The 15,353-nt window shown below is 70.8% G+C and carries 9 protein-coding genes and 1 pseudogene; 5 read left to right on the forward strand and 5 right to left on the reverse strand.

The features are described 5' to 3' along the window. Nucleotides 1-118: 118 nt before the first annotated feature. Together ACE3OG_RS16300 and ACE3OG_RS16305 are read right to left on the reverse strand one after the other, a co-directional pair. Nucleotides 119-1,243, reverse strand: a complete 1,125-nt coding sequence (locus ACE3OG_RS16300; RefSeq protein WP_374310564.1) for a transglutaminase-like domain-containing protein — start codon at nucleotides 1,241-1,243, stop codon at nucleotides 119-121. Next, entirely contained in the window at nucleotides 1,240-1,872 is a 633-nt protein-coding gene (locus ACE3OG_RS16305) for a TlpA family protein disulfide reductase (protein ID WP_374310567.1), read from the reverse strand. Before ACE3OG_RS16305 ends, ACE3OG_RS16300 begins: the two co-directional genes overlap by 4 nt. A 268-nt stretch (nucleotides 1,873-2,140) precedes the next feature. Between ACE3OG_RS16305 and ACE3OG_RS16310 the strand changes: the two genes are divergently transcribed. From ACE3OG_RS16310 to ACE3OG_RS16320, 3 genes are all read left to right on the forward strand, one after another. After that, nucleotides 2,141-3,772, forward strand: a complete 1,632-nt coding sequence (locus ACE3OG_RS16310) for an isocitrate lyase (RefSeq protein WP_374310569.1) — start codon at nucleotides 2,141-2,143, stop codon at nucleotides 3,770-3,772. 107 nt (nucleotides 3,773-3,879) lie between these two features. Then, on the forward strand, nucleotides 3,880-7,287 hold the full coding sequence (locus tag ACE3OG_RS16315) for an acyl-[ACP]--phospholipid O-acyltransferase (protein ID WP_374310571.1): 3,408 nt from the start codon (nucleotides 3,880-3,882) through the stop codon (nucleotides 7,285-7,287). A gap of 67 nt (nucleotides 7,288-7,354) precedes the next feature. After that, complete coding sequence (locus ACE3OG_RS16320; protein ID WP_374310573.1) at nucleotides 7,355-8,932, forward strand: peptide ligase PGM1-related protein; 1,578 nt, start codon at nucleotides 7,355-7,357, stop codon at nucleotides 8,930-8,932. Between the two features lie 10 nt (nucleotides 8,933-8,942). Here the strand turns inward: ACE3OG_RS16320 and ACE3OG_RS16325 are convergent, their stop codons facing one another. Continuing rightward, a complete protein-coding gene (locus ACE3OG_RS16325; protein WP_374310575.1) occupies nucleotides 8,943-10,706 on the reverse strand; it encodes a pyrroloquinoline quinone-dependent dehydrogenase in 1,764 nt (587 codons plus the stop codon). Nucleotides 10,707-10,841: 135 nt separating this feature from the next. On the opposite strand from ACE3OG_RS16325, the gene mutL reads away from it, so the two are divergent. Further along, nucleotides 10,842-12,653 carry a DNA mismatch repair endonuclease MutL gene (gene mutL / locus ACE3OG_RS16330; RefSeq protein WP_374310577.1) on the forward strand — a complete coding sequence of 604 codons (1,812 nt, stop codon included), beginning with the start codon at nucleotides 10,842-10,844 and terminating at the stop codon, nucleotides 12,651-12,653. A 3-nt stretch (nucleotides 12,654-12,656) separates the two neighbouring features. On the opposite strand, the gene ACE3OG_RS16335 is transcribed toward mutL, so the two are convergent. Next, nucleotides 12,657-13,649: a PdaC/SigV domain-containing protein gene (locus ACE3OG_RS16335; protein WP_374310580.1), complete on the reverse strand. Its 993-nt coding sequence runs from the start codon at nucleotides 13,647-13,649 to the stop codon at nucleotides 12,657-12,659. Between the two features lie 142 nt (nucleotides 13,650-13,791). Between ACE3OG_RS16335 and purD the strand changes: the two genes are divergently transcribed. Beyond that, entirely contained in the window at nucleotides 13,792-15,054 is a 1,263-nt protein-coding gene (purD, locus tag ACE3OG_RS16340) for a phosphoribosylamine--glycine ligase (protein WP_374310583.1), read from the forward strand. A gap of 12 nt (nucleotides 15,055-15,066) precedes the next feature. On the opposite strand, the pseudogene ACE3OG_RS16345 reads toward purD, so the two are convergent. Beyond that, a pseudogene (locus ACE3OG_RS16345) lies at nucleotides 15,067-15,168 on the reverse strand (IS5/IS1182 family transposase); the annotation flags it as partial. Nucleotides 15,169-15,353 lie beyond the last annotated feature (185 nt).

Below are 15,353 nucleotides of genomic sequence, written 5' to 3' on the forward strand. Positions count from 1 at the left end.
ACTGAGCCTCGTTCAGCTCATAGCGTCGCACGCCCATCGATGCGCTCCGAATCAAAAAAATCCGCAGCCCATTGATTCCGCGCCAAACGCAAAAATGAACCCTGAATGTCGATTGGTCCTAGACGGCGACCTCGCTCGCCGTGATGGAGTATTTGAAGCCGTCGGGATCGAGGCAGTCGAGCCGCGCCCCGGCGACCTCCGCCTCCGGATACATCAGGAATCCGACCTTCGGCCCGCGCGAGCCGGGCAGGGCGAGGTCGTGGGCGTCATTGAAGGCGATCCAGTTGCCTTCCCACGCCCCGAACAGCGCCTCGCGCGCCGCGACCACCTTGTCCGCGTCGACCGCGTTGTTTCCCGGAGGCTCCTCGAGAACGACCTTGCGCACGTCGGCGGGGTCGGCCGCGACCCAGCCGAGGCCCTCGAGCCAGACCTCGGCGCGGCAGTGCTGCGCCTTGGTCGTCGTCGGGCTGTTCGCGCCGAGGCTCTTGTAGCCGAAGGCGGACGGGGCGACGCGCAGCCCGTAAAGGTCGCGGGCGGGGATGTCCGCGGCGCGCAGCAGGCCGACGAACAGGGCGTTGAGGTCGGCGCATTTGCCGCCGAGATCGCCGGAGGCGAGCAGGGAGGCGACGTCGCCGACCCCGCAGCCGCGCGTCGATGCCTTGCGATAGGCGTTCTCGACGATGAAGTCGTAGACGGCGCGCGCCTTGGCCCGGTCGTCCGCCAGGCCCGCCGTCAGCCGGTCCGAAGTCGTCTTGACGATCCCGTCGGTGGGGATCAGCTCGGTCGGCGCGGTGAACAGGCTGCGCTCCTGCGGGCTCAGCTCCGCCGCCTCGGGCTTCGCGAAATCGGTCGCCCTGCCGCGCGTCGCCACCTTCGAGACGACCTCGGCGCGCGCCGCCTCGGCGCCCGGCGCGAAGACGACGTGCAGCATCCTCGCGCCGTAGCGCGGGTCGACGACCTCGGTCGCGCTCGCGCCGGGGGTGAGGGTCCATTCGTTCCCGAGCGGCTTCTGCCATTCGGCGGCCTTGATCGAGGGCAGCGGAACCCAGGCCTGGACCGGCGCGGCGCCGGCGGGCGCGGCGACGTCGAGCCGCGTCGTCACTGAGAAGGCGCGCCAGTCGCCGGGACGCGGCGCGAAAGGCGCGCCGGAGAGGGAGAGCGCCTGCGCGCGGGCGCCGCGCGGCAGGGCGCAGAGCGCGGCGAAGGCGGCAGCGGATTTCAGGGCGTCGCGGCGGCTGGTCATGGTTCGGTCTCCGGGATCGGGGCGAGGAGGGGGAATGCGAGGGGGCCGGACGCCGCAGGGGCGTCGGACGAGAGAGCGTCAAGGACGCGCTCCATCTGCGGCGCGTCCCAGTCGACGGCGCCGGCGGCGGCCGCGCGCATGAGCCCGCGACGATCTACGGCGAAGCTCGTCGGCAGGCCGAAGACGCCCCACGCCTTCGACGCGGAGCGGCCTTCGTCGAGCAGGACGGAGAAAGGCGCGCCGGTGGGGAACTCGCGCGCGAAGAACGCGGCGACGCGGGCCGCGGGCTCGCCGACGTCGACGGCGACGACGGCGAGCTTTCCGCCGCCGAAGCGCCGGGCGAAGCTTGCGAGGGCGCGCGTCTCGGCGCGGCAGGCCGCGCACCAGGTGGCGAAGAAGTGAACGACCATCGCCCGTTCGCCGGCGGCCGCGCGCGCGTCGACGCCAAGGCCGTCGAAGGCCGGCGCCTCGAGGGACGGAAGCTTCAGCGCGGGCGCCGGAGCGCCGATCTCCCCGCAGGCGGGGCCGGCGCAGAGGAGCCATGCGGCGACGAGGGCCGGCCGCGCGCGCGGGACGGGTGAGAGGGAACGAAGCTCGCCCCGACACGCGGGAGCGGTGAAAACGGACACGCCGCATCGTCCGGCGCCTCCCGGCGCGCGTCAAGGGCCGACGCGGCGAGACGCCGCAGGCCGCGCGCCGAATCGGCCCGAACGCGTCTTGCGGAGGGCGCGCAGGCTGGGCGAGGGCCATGGCGGCGGCGCGGCCAGTAATGCAATTCACATCTTTACAAACTGATTTTGTAAAGTATGACATATTTGCCTTACGCCTACTCACATGAGCCGACTCAATGTGCTAGGAGGCGCCGTACCGTTTCGTTGACAGACAAGGCTCAAGCGAATGTCCCATCAAGGTCCCATCACCCCGGCCGAGCAGCCCCGCGCCTATCGGGAGCAGATCTCCGAGGTTGCGCAGCTCATCAAGAGCAAGAACGGCACCTGGGACGGGATCAATCCGGAAGCCGTGGTGCGCATGCGTCTGCAGAACCGCTTCCGGACCGGCCTCGACATCGCCCGCTACACCGCCGCGATCATGCGCCGCGACATGGCCGCCTACGACGCCGACCCCTCCCTCTACACCCAGTCGCTCGGCGTCTGGCACGGCTTCATCGCCCAGCAGAAGATGATCTCGATCAAGAAGCACTTCGCTTCGACCGAGCGCCGCTATCTCTATCTGTCGGGCTGGATGGTCGCCGCCCTGCGCTCCGAGTTCGGCCCTCTGCCCGACCAGTCGATGCATGAGAAGACCTCCGTGCCGGCGCTGATCGAGGAGCTCTACACCTTCCTGCGCCAGGCCGACGCCCGCGAGCTCGGCGGCCTCTTCCGCGCGCTCGACGCCGCCCGCAAGGCGAAGGACGGCGCCAAGGAGAAGGAGCTGCTCGCCGCCATCGAGGGCCACCAGACCCACGTCGTGCCGATCATCGCCGACATCGACGCCGGCTTCGGCAACGCCGAGGCGACCTATCTGCTCGCCAAGAAGATGATCGAGGCCGGCGCCTGCGCGCTGCAGATCGAGAATCAGGTCTCCGACGAAAAGCAGTGCGGCCATCAGGACGGCAAGGTCACCGTCCCGCACGAGGTCTTCCTCGCCAAGGTCCGCGCCTGTCGCTACGCCTTCCTCGAGCTCGGCGTCGAGGACGGCATCATCGTCACCCGCACCGACTCGCTCGGCGCCGGCCTCACCCAGCAGATCGCGGTCAGCCGCGAGCCGGGCGACCTCGGCGACAAGTACAACGCCTTCCTCGACTGCGAGGAGGTCAAGCCCGGCGAGATCGGCAACGGCGAGGTGGTCATCACCCGCAACGGCAAGCTCGTGAAGCCGAAGCGCCTCGCCTCCAATCTCTACCAGTTCCGCCCCGGCACGGGCGCCGACCGCTGCGTGCTCGACTGCATCGCCTCGCTGCAGAACGGCGCCGACCTCCTGTGGATCGAGACCGAGAAGCCGCACGTCGAGCAGATCGCCTCGATGGTCGACCGCATCCGCGAAGTGATCCCGAACGCCAAGCTCGTCTACAACAACTCGCCGTCGTTCAACTGGACGCTCAACTTCCGCCAGCAGGTCTATGACGCCTGGAAGGCGGCGGGCAAGGACGTCTCGGCCTACGACCGCGCCAACCTGATGAGCGTCGACTACGACTCCACCCCGCTCGCCGCCGAGGCAGACGAGAAGATCCGCACCTTCCAGGCGGACGGCGCCAAGCGCGCCGGCATCTTCCATCACCTCATCACCCTGCCGACCTACCACACCGCGGCGCTGTCGACCGACAACCTCGCCAAGGAGTACTTCGGCGAGGCGGGCATGCTCGGCTACGTCAAGGGCGTGCAGCGCAAGGAGATCCGCGAGGGCATCGCCTGCGTCAAGCACCAGAACATGGCGGGCTCCGACATGGGCGACGACCACAAGGAATATTTCGCCGGCGAAGCGGCCCTCAAGGCCGGCGGCGTCCACAACACGATGAACCAGTTCGGCTGATCGAACTCGTCGCCGCGAAATCGACAAGGAAGGCCCGGAGCGAAAGCTCCGGGCTTTTTCTCGTCCGCCCGGCTGATATGGTCGCGCGAATCGCATAAGGACCCGCCATGCTCCGCGCGCTGATGACCTCCCGCCGTTTCGCGCCGCTGTTCTGGTGCCAGTTCTTCGCGGCCTTCAGCGACAATTTCCTCAAGAACGCGCTCGTCTTCCTCATCCTGTTCAAGATCGCGGAAGGCGCGGCGTCCTCGCTCATCACGCTCGCCGGCGGCGTGTTCATCGCGCCGTTCTTCTTTCTGTCGGGGCTCGCCGGCCAGCTCGCCGACCGCTACGACAAGGCGCGCGCCGCGCAGAAGATCAAGCTCGCCGAGATCGCGGCGGCGGCGCTCGCCGCGGCGGGCTTCGCGCTGCAGTCGATCCCGCTCCTGTTCGTCGCGCTGTTCCTGTTCGGCGCGCTGTCCGCCCTGTTCGGGCCGATCAAATACGGCATCCTGCCCGACCATCTGCGCCGGGAGGAGCTTCCGGCCGGCAACGCCCTCGTCGAGAGCGCGACCTTCCTCGCCATCCTGCTCGGCGCCGTCGCCGGCGGCCTCGCCTCGCGCGGCGGCGGCGACGCCTTCGTCTACAGCCTGATCCTGCTCGCCTGCTCGTTCGCCTCGTGGGGGGCGAGCCTCCTGATCCCGCCGACCGGCGAGGCGGCTCCAGGCCTTCGCGTCGATTCCAACATCGCCCGCTCGACGCTCTCGCTCATCGGCTACGTCGGCGCCGACAGGCGGCTCCTGTGGGGCGCGCTGGCCTCGAGCTGGTTCTGGCTCGCCGGCGCGGTGACGCTCGCCCTGCTGCCGCCGCTGACGCGCCACGAGCTCGGCGGCGACGAGCTCGCCATCACCTTCTTCCTCGCCGTCTTCTCGATCTTCGTCGCGGTCGGCTCCTTCCTCGCCTCATGGCTCGCGCACGGGCGCATCATCCTGCTGCCGACCGCCGTCGGCGCCGTCCTGCTCGCGCTTTTCTCCCTCGACCTCGGCTTCGCCGCGTCGGGCGCTGCGCCCGGCGAGGAGCTGAAAAGCGTCGGCGCGCTGCTTTCGACGCCGCTCGGGCTGCGCGCGGCCTTCGACTTCGCCGGCCTCGCCGTCGCCGGCGGCCTGTTCATCGTGCCCTGTTTCGCCGCCATCCAGACCTGGGCGGGCGCCGACCGGCGCGCGCGGGCGATCGCCGGCGTCAACGTGCTCAACGCCGCCGCCATGGTCCTCGGCGCGCTCGTCTTCGCGCTCATCGCCGGCGCCGGCGTCTCCGCCGCCGGCCAGTTCATGATCCTCGGCGGCGCTTCGCTCGCGGCGGCGGCGGCGCTGGCCCTGACCCTGCCGACGAGCGCCTTCCGCGACTTCCTGTCGATCCTCTACCGCGCCGTGTTCCGGCTCGAGGTCAGGGGCGCGGAGAATCTGAATCGCGCCGGCCCGCGCCGCATCGTCGCCCTCAATCATGTGAGCTTCCTCGACGCCGGCCTCGCCCTCTCGCTGCTCGACGTCGATCCGGTCTTCGCCATCGACAGCGGCATCGCCGAGCGCTGGTGGGTGAAGCCGTTCCTGAAGCTCACCCGGGCCATGCCGCTCAATCCGCTGAAGCCGCTCGCCACCCGCACGCTGATCAAGGCGGTCAGGGACGGCGAGACGCTGGTGATCTTCCCCGAGGGGCGCCTCACCGTCACCGGCAGCCTGATGAAGGTCTATGACGGCGCCGGGCTCATCGCCGACAAGTCCGAGGCGATGGTCGTGCCGGTGCATATCGACGGGCTCGAGGCGACGCCCTTCTCCTATCTCACGCGCGCGCAGGTGCGCCGGCGCTGGTTCCCGAAAGTCGTCGTCACGGTGCTCGAGCCGGTCCGGCTTCAGATCGATCCGGCGCTGAAGGGCCGCCGGCGGCGCCAGGCCGCGGGCGCGGCGCTCTACGACGTGATGTCCGGCCTCGTCTACCGCACCGCCGACGTCGACCGGACGATCTTTGCGGCGGTCGCGGCGGCCGGCGCGCGCGAGGGCCTCGGCCGCATCGCGCTCGAGGACCCGGTCTCGGGCGCGCTCACCTACCGACGCCTCCTCGTCGGCGCCCATGCGCTCGGCCGCGCGTTCATGAGCGTCTCGCGCGAAGGCGAATGCGTCGGACTGATGCTGCCGAGCGCCAATGGCGCGGCGCTCGCCTTCCTCGCGCTGCAGTCGGCCGGACGCGTCCCGGCCATGCTCAATTTCACGGCGGGCGCGGCCAACATCCGCTCGGCCTGCAAGGCGGCGCAGGTGTCGACGCTGGCGACCTCGCGCGCCTTCGTCGAGAAGGGACGGCTCGCCCCGCTCGTCGAGGAGCTCAGGGAAAGCCTCGCAATCGTCTATCTCGAGGACATGCGCGAGAACATCGGCGCCCTCGACCGGCTGCGCGCGCTGCTCGGCGCCGGCAAGCCGCTGAGCGCCCGCAAGCCCGACGACCTCGCCGTCGTGCTGTTCACCTCGGGCACGGAGGGCGCGCCCAAGGGCGTCGCGCTGTCCTCCCGCAATATCCTCGTCAACGCGGCGCAGGCGGCGGCGCGCATCGATTTCGGCCGCGAGGACACGCTGTTCAACGTGCTGCCGCTGTTCCACTCCTTCGGCCTCACGGCCGGGCTGATCCTGCCGCTCGTCTCAGGCGTGCGTGTCTATCTCTACCCTTCCCCGCTGCACTACCGGACGATCCCCGAGCTCGTCTACAACTCCAACGCCACCATCCTGTTCGGCACGGACACCTTCCTTTCCGGCTACGCGCGGGCCGCGCACCCTTACGACTTCCGCTCGCTGCGCTATGTGCTCGCCGGCGCCGAACCGCTCAAGGCGGCGACGCGCGAGACCTTCATGGAGAAATTCGGCGTGCGCATCCTCGAAGGCTATGGCGTCACCGAGACGGCGCCGGTGCTGGCGCTCAACACGCCGATGTTCACCAGATTCGGCTCGGTCGGCCGGCTGCTGCCAGGGATCGAGGCGCGCCTTGAGCCCGTCCCCGGCGTCGCGGAGGGCGGACGGCTCTACGTGCGCGGGCCGAACGTCATGCTCGGCTATCTGCGCGCCGAGAAGCCCGGCGTGGTCGAGCCGCCGGCGGAAGGCTGGCACGACACCGGCGACATCGTCGCGATCGACGCCGAAGGCTTCGTCTTCATCAAGGGGCGCGCCAAGCGCTTCGCCAAGATCGGCGGCGAGATGATCTCGCTCGCCGCCGTCGAGGCGCTGGCCGCCGAGCTGTGGCCGGACGATCCTTCCGCCGCGGCGACCGTCCCCGACGCGCGCAAGGGCGAGAAGCTCGTGCTCGTGACGCAACGCAAGGGCGCGGCGCGCGCGGATTTCCAGGGCTTCGCCAAATCGCGCGGGGCGGGCGACCTGATGATCCCGGCGCAGGTCCTCGTCGTCGAGAAGCTGCCGCTGCTGGGCTCTGGCAAGGTCGACTATCGCGCGCTGAACGAACTCGTCGCGGGAGGGGAGGCGCCGGCCGAGGCCGCGACCGCGTGACATTCGACGCGCGCGCGGCGATGATCCGCGCTCCGGCGCGCCGCGCCGGCTGAAGGGAGAAGGCGCGGTGACGGGTCGTTTCGACGCGCTGGAGGCCTCACCCGGCTCGGACGCGGAGCGCGAAGCGTTTCGCGCGCTGCAGGCGAGCCTGCCCGGCATGTTCGCGCGGCTCATTCCCGACCGCCTCGCGCCGCGCACCATCGTGGTGCTGCCGAGCCTCAGCCTCGACGCCGAGGTGATGGCCCGCATCAAGGGCGTGCACCATTACGAGGAGCGCATGCTCGGCATGCTCACGCTGCTGCGGCTGCCCCGCGCGCGCGTGATCTATCTGACGAGCCGGCCGATCCCCGAGACGGTGATCGACTATTACCTGCATTTCCTGCAGGGCGTGCCGAGCGCGCACGCCAGAGCCCGCCTCCGCCTGCTATGCTGTCACGACGGCTCGCTGCGGCCGCTGACCGAAAAGGTGCTGGAGCGGCCGCGCCTTCTCGCGCGCCTGCGCGAGGCGGTCGGCGATCCTTCGAGCGCCCATATCGCGCCCTACGCCGTCACGCCGCTCGAACGAACCCTCGCCGTGCGGCTTGGCCTGCCCGTCAACGGCTGCGACCCCGACCTCGCGGCGCTGGGCTCGAAGAGCGGCGGGCGCAAGATCATGCGCGAGGCGGGGCTTTCCGTCCCCGACGGCGCCGAGGACCTCGCCGACGAGGCGCAGGTGGCGCAGGCGCTGGCGGCGCTCAAGCGCCGGCGCCCGAGCCTGCGCCGCGCCGTCGTCAAGCTCAACGAGGGTTTTTCGGGCGAGGGCAACGCGCTGTTCTCCTTCGAGGGCGCGCCTTCCGACGAGACGCTCGACGGCTGGGTCGAGGCGCGGCTCGAGAACCTCGCCTTCGAGGCGCCGGGCATGACCTTCGCCGATTTCGGCGCGAAAATCCGCGAGATGGGGGCGGTGGTCGAGGCCTTCCTCGACGGCGAGGGGAAGACCTCGCCGTCCGCGCAATTCCGCGTCGACCCGTCCGGCGCGCCCTCATGCGTGTCGACGCACGACCAGATGCTCGGCGGCCCAAGCGGGCAGGTGTTTCTCGGCTGCAGCTTTCCGGCGGACGGCGCCTATCGCGCGCTGGTCGCGGCCGAGGGCGGGAAGGTCGCGCGGCTCCTCGCCCGGCGCGGCGTGATCGGCCGCTTCGGCGTCGATTTCCTGTGCCTGCGCGAAGAAGGCGAATGGCGCGCCTACGCCATCGAGATCAACCTGCGCAAGGGCGGCGCGACGCATCCGTTCCTGATGCTGGAGTTTCTCACCGACGGCGCGCTCGAGCGCGAGAGCGGCCTGTTCCTCACGCCGCTCGGGCATCCGCGCTACTACGTCGCCTCCGACAATCTGGAGTCCGAGCGCTACCGCGGGCTGACGCCGCAGGACCTCGTCGACCTCGTCGTGCTCGAGGGCCTGCATTTCGACGGCTCGGTGCAGGAGGGCGTGGTGTTCCACCTCATCGGCGCGCTGTCGGAGTTCGGCAAGCTCGGCGTCGTCTGCGTCGGCGCGAGCCCGGAGCGCGCGCAGGCGCTCTACGAGCGCACGAAGGCCATCCTCGACGGCGCGCAGCAGGATTGCGCCGCGGCCGGCGTTTGTCCTTGCGCCCCCGAGCCGCCGTAGCCCGCGCCCGTCAGGGCAGTCCGAACACGATCAGCGCGTCGCCCTGCGGATAGCCCCAGATGGCGCTGCCGCCGGCCGCCACGGCCACATATTGCCTGCCGTCGATCTCATAGGAGACGGCCGGCGCGTTGACGCCGGCGCCGCAGTTGAAGCGCCACAGCGTCTTTCCGCTCGCCGCGTCGAGCGCGTCGAACCAGCCGTTTCCCTCGCCGGCGAAGACGAGGCCGCCCGCCGTCGCCAGCACGCCGCCGACCATCGGCTGCGGCGTCTCGTGGCTCCACAGGATCGCGCCCTTGTTGTTGAGGTCGAGGGCGGCGACGACGCCCGAGGCTCCGTCCGTCGCAGGTTCGATCGAGGCGTAGGGCAGCGGCGGCTTGCCGTCATGGGCCGGCAGCTCGGCGCTCCTGTAGCGCGTCGGCAGGTTCATCGCGGCGAGGTAGGCGACGCCCTTTTGCGCGTCGACCGACGTCGGCGACCAGTTGACGCCTCCGCCGACGCCGGGCGAAATGACGACGCCTTCGGGAGTCGGCGGCGAGAACATGTTGGCCTGCGGCACGAAGGCCGGCGACATGTAGACGAGCCTGCCGTCGCGCCGGTCGTGGACGAAATACCAGCCGAGCTTGCTCGCCTGGCCTACGGCCGGGATCTTCGCGCCGTCGACCTCGAGGTCGAACAGGACGGGCGGGCTCGCGACGTCATAGCCCCACACGTCATGCGGAACCTGCTGATAGGCCCAGCGCAGCTTCCCCGTCGCGGCGTCCACCGCGACGAGCGACACGGTGTGCAGATTGTCGCCGGGCCTTCCGTCGCCGGTCGCCTGCGGCGAGGGATTGCCGGTGCCGAAGTAGAGCAGGCCGAGCTGTTCGTCGAAGGCCGGCGCGTGCCAGACCGAGCCGCCGGCGTGGCGCCAGGCTTCGCGCGCCGCCGGCGCCTCGGCCTTCTCTTTGGCGACGTCGCGGTGGAGCAGGGCGCCATAGGCGGTCTTTTCGACGAAATCGCCCTCCCAGCCGGGACCCGCCGTGTCGAAGCGCCAGAGCTCCTCGCCGGTCTTCGCGTCGAAGGCGGCGAGGAAGCCTGTCGCGCCATAGGCGCCCTCGAAGCCGACGACGGCGCCGAGCGGCGCGCCGGGACGCGCGCTTTCGAGATGCAGCCCATAGCCCGCGCCGGAGACGCCGACATAGACCTTGCCGTCATGGTAGAGCGGGGCGGAATTGGCCCCGAGCCCGCTCTGGCCGGTGGCGGCGCGCCCGCCGAAGCGCTCGCCGAGCTGCGCCGCGCTCTCCTCGGCCGCCTTGGGGTCGGCGGGATCGAGGTCGCGCTCCCAGACGACCGCGCCGGTCTTCGCGTCGAGGGCGATGAGGCGCGCGTCGACGGCGCCGACGAAGACGAGGCCGTCGCCGAGCGCGACGCCGCGGTTGGCCGGGCCGCAGCACAGCTTCGTCGTCTTCGGCTTGTGCTCGTAGCGCCACAGCCGCTCGCCGGTCCTGGCGTCGAGCGCGGCGACGCTGGAGAAGGGCTCGGACAGGTAGAGCACGCCGTCCCTGACGAGCGGCGTCGACTGGAAGGTCGCGGCCTTGCCGGTCTGGTAGATCCATTTGGGGACGAGCGCGCGCACATTGGCGACGTCGATCTCCTTCAGCGGCGAGAAGCGCTGGTTCGAGAGATCGCGCCCATGCGTCGGCCAGTCTCCCGGCGCGGCGTCCTGCGCGAGCGCCGGGCCGGCGGCGAAGAGCGCGAGCGCCAGCAGCGCCCGCGGCGCCGAAAAAGCTGTCATGAGCGGATCCCCGGGTTTTCGTGGACGCTCCCTCGTCTTCTGTGGACAAGGGGAATGGCCGCGAGCTTATCAACGCGGCGGCCGTAAAATCCATAAGCCCTCACGCATAAGCGCCGCCCGCGAAGGACGAAGACCATGCCCGTTCGCCGCCTCGAGCCTTTGCTGATCGACCGCATCGCCGCCGGCGAGGTGATCGAGCGGCCGGCCGCGGCGCTGAAGGAGCTCGTCGAGAACGCGCTCGACGCCGGCGCGCGGCGCGTCGACGTCGCGCTCGAGGCCGGCGGGCGCAGGCTGATCCGCGTCGTCGACGACGGTTGCGGCATGAGCGCCGCCGATCTCGACCTCGCCGTCGAGCGCCACGCGACCTCCAAGCTGCCGGACGGCGACCTCTCCGCGATCGCGACGCTCGGCTTTCGCGGCGAAGCCTTGCCCTCGATCGGCTCCGTGGCGCGGCTCGAGATCTTCTCGCGCGCGCAAGGCGCGAAGGACGGCGCGGGCGTCGTCGTCGATTGCGGCGACAAGAGCGGCCCGGCCCCGGCGGCGCAGCCGGCCGGAACGCGCATCGAGGTCCGCGACCTGTTCGCCGCGACGCCGGCGCGGCTGAAATTCCTGCGCACCGACCGCGCCGAGGCGCGCGCCTGCGCCGACGTCCTCGAGCGCCTCGCCATGGCGCGGCCGGACGTGCGCTTCTCCTTCGCCTCGAACGACATGCGCGGCTTCGACCTGCCCGCCTGCGAGGAAGGGCCGGAAGGCTGGCTCACGCGGCTTTGCGCCGTGCTCGGCGCCGAGTTCGAGGCGAACGCCCTGCGCGTCGAGGCCGGGCGCGAGGGGCTCCGTCTTTCGGGCTTCGCCGGCCTGCCGACCTGGAGCCGGGCGAGCGCTTCGGCGCAATATCTCTTCGTCAACGGGCGGCCGGTGCGCGACCGGCTGCTGTCCGGCGCCGCGCGCGTCGCCTACATGGATCTCCTGCCGCCCGGCCGGCACGCCGCGCTCGCGCTGTTCGTCGAATGCGAGCCGCGCGAGGTCGACGTCAACGTCCATCCGGCGAAATCCGAGGTGCGTTTCCGCGACCCCGGCCTCGCGCGCGGGCTCGTCGTCGGCGCGCTGAAGCAGACCCTCGCGAGCGCCGTCCATCGCGCGAGCCCGGCCGGCGGCGTCGCGGCGCTCGGCCTGATGGCGCGGCGCCCCTCGCCGGTCCCGCGGCAGGGCTGGGACTGGCGCGCCTCGCCGGCGCGGCCGCTCTCGTCCGACGAAGCCGCCCCAAACGCGCTCGCGGAAGCGGCGGCGAATTTCGCAGTGCTCGCAGCCGAGCGCAGCGCGGCGCCTGCGGGCGAGCCCGCGCCCGGCGCGCCGGAGCCGGCGCTCGACGCGCCGCTCGGCGCGGCGCGCGCGCAGCTGCACGAGACCTACATCATCGCCCAGACGCGCGACGGCCTCGTCATCGTCGACCAGCACGCCGCCCATGAGCGCCTCGTCTACGAGCGGCTCAAGGCGGCGCGCGAGGGCGGGAGCGCGCCGCGCCAGGCGCTGCTCATTCCCGCCGTCGTCGAGCTGGCGCGGGCGGAGCTTGACGCGCTCCTCGACGCCGCTCCGCTGCTCGCCGAATTCGGCCTGATCGTCGAGCCGTTCGGCCCCGGCGCTGCGGCGGTGACCGAGGTTCCGGCGCTGCTGCACGACCCCGATCCCGTAAAGCTCGCGCGCGACCTCGCCTCGGCGCTGGCCGAGGACGAAGGAGGGGCGGGCGTCAGGCGGCGCTTCGAGCTGGCGCTCGCGACCATGGCGTGCCACCGCAGCGTGCGCGCCGGCCGGCGGCTGCGCCCCGAAGAGATGAACGCGCTCCTGCGCGAGATGGAGCGCACGCCGGGCTCGGGCCAGTGCAATCATGGCCGCCCGACCTATGTCGAGCTGAAGCTCTCCGACGTCGAGCGGCTGTTTCGTCGGCGCTGAGGATCAGGGCGAAACATAGTCGTATTTGAGCAGCGGCTTCAGGACGTCGAGCGGAAATTCGCACGAATACGAGCCTTCGGCGTAGGAGCCGACGGCGTAGGGGTCGAAATTGACCGCTCCCCGGTCGGCGTAGAAGCTCCATTGCGACAGATCGGCGACGCCCTCCCCGACCGACTTCTTTATCGCGTCGGGGCCGAACGGCCCGGACGGATCGTCGTCGCCGCCCTTCTCGCGACGCTGCGCCTCGATCTGCGCGAAGCATCCGTCGACGAGCCGCGTCCTGGCGTCCGCCGCGAACATATCGTCGAATTTCAGCTCGCGGCCCGATGCGACGTCGAAGGCGAAGGCGGACGTTCCGGAGTTGCCGTGCGCGCCGCCCGAATACTCATAGACGAACGCCTTCGCCGAGACGAATTTGTCCGAGGCGTAGGTCGCCGCGACGTCGAGAAAATAAGTGTAGGTCCGGTCCTTCGGAATGTCCTTGTCGCGGATCGCCGGCGCGTCTTTCAGTAATTTGTCGATCCGCGCGTTGAAGGCGGCCTCGCCCTTGCGCGCGGGGTCGACGTATTTCAGCGCGTCGACGCCGATGTCGTATTCGCCGTCCTTGCCGACATGCTGCACGAACAGCGCGGCGAAGCCGGGCGGCGCGCCGGGGCCGCTTTCCGGCCGGCCTGACAGGAACGCCTCGCGCTCTCTCGTCATCTTGAGGGCGCAGGCGGCGTCGCCCTGATCCTTCTCGCCCGAGCAGAGGTTGCCGCGCAGCTCGATCCAGCGCCGCTGCGAAATGATGAGCGCGCCGCGATGAGCGGGCGAAAGGCTCGCCGCCAGCGCCGCATAGGCTTTGCCCATGCCGTCGTCCGCCGCCTGCGCGGCGGGGTCGGCGCAGATCGCCTTTTCGAGCGGCGCGCTCGCCCTGGCGCAGTCGAGCGCCAGCGCGCCATGGCCGGCGCCGCCGAGAAAAACCGCGGCGAGGGCGAAGGAAAGCGACAGACGCATGGGCGCGGTCCCCTTGAGAATCGACGCGCCATCCTAGCGCCGCGCGCGGGCGCGAACAGGGCTTCGCGAAAAACTTGAATTCCTGCGGCCGGCCCACAATAAAGGCGCCGCGGCCGCGGCGGCCGGTCGGAAGGGGCCTGCGATGAACGTTCTGCTGATCGGCTCGGGCGGGCGCGAGCACGCCCTCGCCATGGCGCTCGCCAAAAGCCCGCTTCTGTCGAAGCTCTACGCCGCGCCGGGCAATCCGGGGATCGGCGCGCTGGCCGAGCTCGTCGAAATTCCCGTCGCCGATCATGCCGCCGTCGTCGCCTTCTGCAAGGCGAACGACATCGGCCTCGTCGTCGTGGGGCCCGAGGTTCCGCTCGTCGCCGGCCTCGTCGACGCGCTGGAGGACGAGGGCGTCGCGGCTTTCGGGCCGAGCCGGGCGGCGGCGCGGCTCGAGGGCTCGAAGGGCTTCGCCAAGGAGTTCTGCGCGAAATTTCATATCCCCACCGCGCCCTTCGCCCGCTTCGAGGCGGCGGAGCCGGCGAAGGACTATCTGCGCCGGCAGGGCGCGCCGATCGTCGTCAAGGCCGACGGGCTCGCCGCCGGCAAGGGAGTGATCGTCGCGCAGACGCTTCAGGAGGCGGAGGCGGCGGTCGACATGATGTTCGCGGGCGCGTTCGGCGCGGCCGGCGCGAGCGTCGTGATCGAGGCCTTCCTCGAGGGCGAGGAGGCCTCCTTTTTCGCGCTGTGCGACGGGACGCGCGCCGTCCCCTTCGCCTCGGCGCAGGACCACAAGCGCGTGGGCGAGGGCGAGAGCGGGCCCAACACCGGCGGCATGGGCGCCTATTCGCCGGCGCCGGTCGTCGACGCGGCGATGGAGGCGCGCGTCATGGCCGAGATCGTCGAGCCGACGCTCGCCGGCATGGCCGAGCTTGGCGCTCCGTTCAGGGGCGTCCTGTTCGCCGGGCTGATGATCGGCGCGCACGGGCCGCAGCTCATCGAATTCAACGTGCGCTTCGGCGATCCCGAGACGCAGGCCATGCTGCCGCGCCTCGAGGACGATCTTCTGGCGCTGACGCTCGCCTGCGCCGAGGGGCGGCTCGGGGAGGCCGCGCCGAAGCTCTCCGAGCGCGCGGCGCTGACCGTCGTCGTCGCCGCGAAGGGCTATCCGGCGGCCCCGAAGCCGGGCGGCGAGATTTCCGGCCTCGACGAGGCGGCGAAGAAGGCCGTCGTGACGATCGCCGGCGCGCGGCGCGAGGGCGGACGGCTGCTCGCCGACGGCGGGCGCGTGCTCAACGTCACGGGGCTCGGCGCGGACGTGCGCGAGGCCGCCGCGCGCGCCTATGGCGCGCTCGGAAAGCTCCGCTACGAGGACGGCTTCTTCCGGCGCGACATCGGCTGGCGCGCGCTTTCGCCTTAGGCTCTGTGGACACTAGCGAAGCCATAGGACGATGGCGGCGATCATGACGACGGCGAGGCAGTTCCTGACCGTCTTCTCGAAGCGGGTGGCGACGCGGCGGAACTGCTTGAGCCTGAACGGCGGCGAATGGGATGGGTAACGGCATGGAGCAGTAGAAAGCGCTCATCCGAAGGTCTAGGACCAATCGACATTCAGGGTTCATTTTTGCGTTTGGCGCGGAATCAATGGGCTGCGGATTTTTTTGATTCGGAGCGCATCGATGGGCGTGCGACGCTATGAGCTGAACGAGGCTCAGTGGA

The sequence above is a fragment of the Methylocella sp. genome (genome assembly GCF_041905455.1).
GTDB lineage: Bacteria > Pseudomonadota > Alphaproteobacteria > Rhizobiales > Beijerinckiaceae > Methylocapsa.

What these genes read in the sequence shown, in the direction of transcription:
- ACE3OG_RS16310 (WP_374310569.1), top strand. Translation starts at nt 2,141, where the DNA reads ATGTCCCATCAAGGTCCCATCACCCCGGCCGAGCAGCCCCGCGCCTAT.
- ACE3OG_RS16335 (WP_374310580.1), bottom strand. Translation starts at nt 13,649, where the DNA reads ATGCGTCTGTCGCTTTCCTTCGCCCTCGCCGCGGTTTTTCTCGGCGGC.
- mutL (WP_374310577.1), top strand. Translation starts at nt 10,842, where the DNA reads ATGCCCGTTCGCCGCCTCGAGCCTTTGCTGATCGACCGCATCGCCGCC.
- ACE3OG_RS16325 (WP_374310575.1), bottom strand. Translation starts at nt 10,706, where the DNA reads ATGACAGCTTTTTCGGCGCCGCGGGCGCTGCTGGCGCTCGCGCTCTTC.
- ACE3OG_RS16300 (WP_374310564.1), bottom strand. Translation starts at nt 1,243, where the DNA reads ATGACCAGCCGCCGCGACGCCCTGAAATCCGCTGCCGCCTTCGCCGCG.
- ACE3OG_RS16315 (WP_374310571.1), top strand. Translation starts at nt 3,880, where the DNA reads ATGCTCCGCGCGCTGATGACCTCCCGCCGTTTCGCGCCGCTGTTCTGG.
- purD (WP_374310583.1), top strand. Translation starts at nt 13,792, where the DNA reads ATGAACGTTCTGCTGATCGGCTCGGGCGGGCGCGAGCACGCCCTCGCC.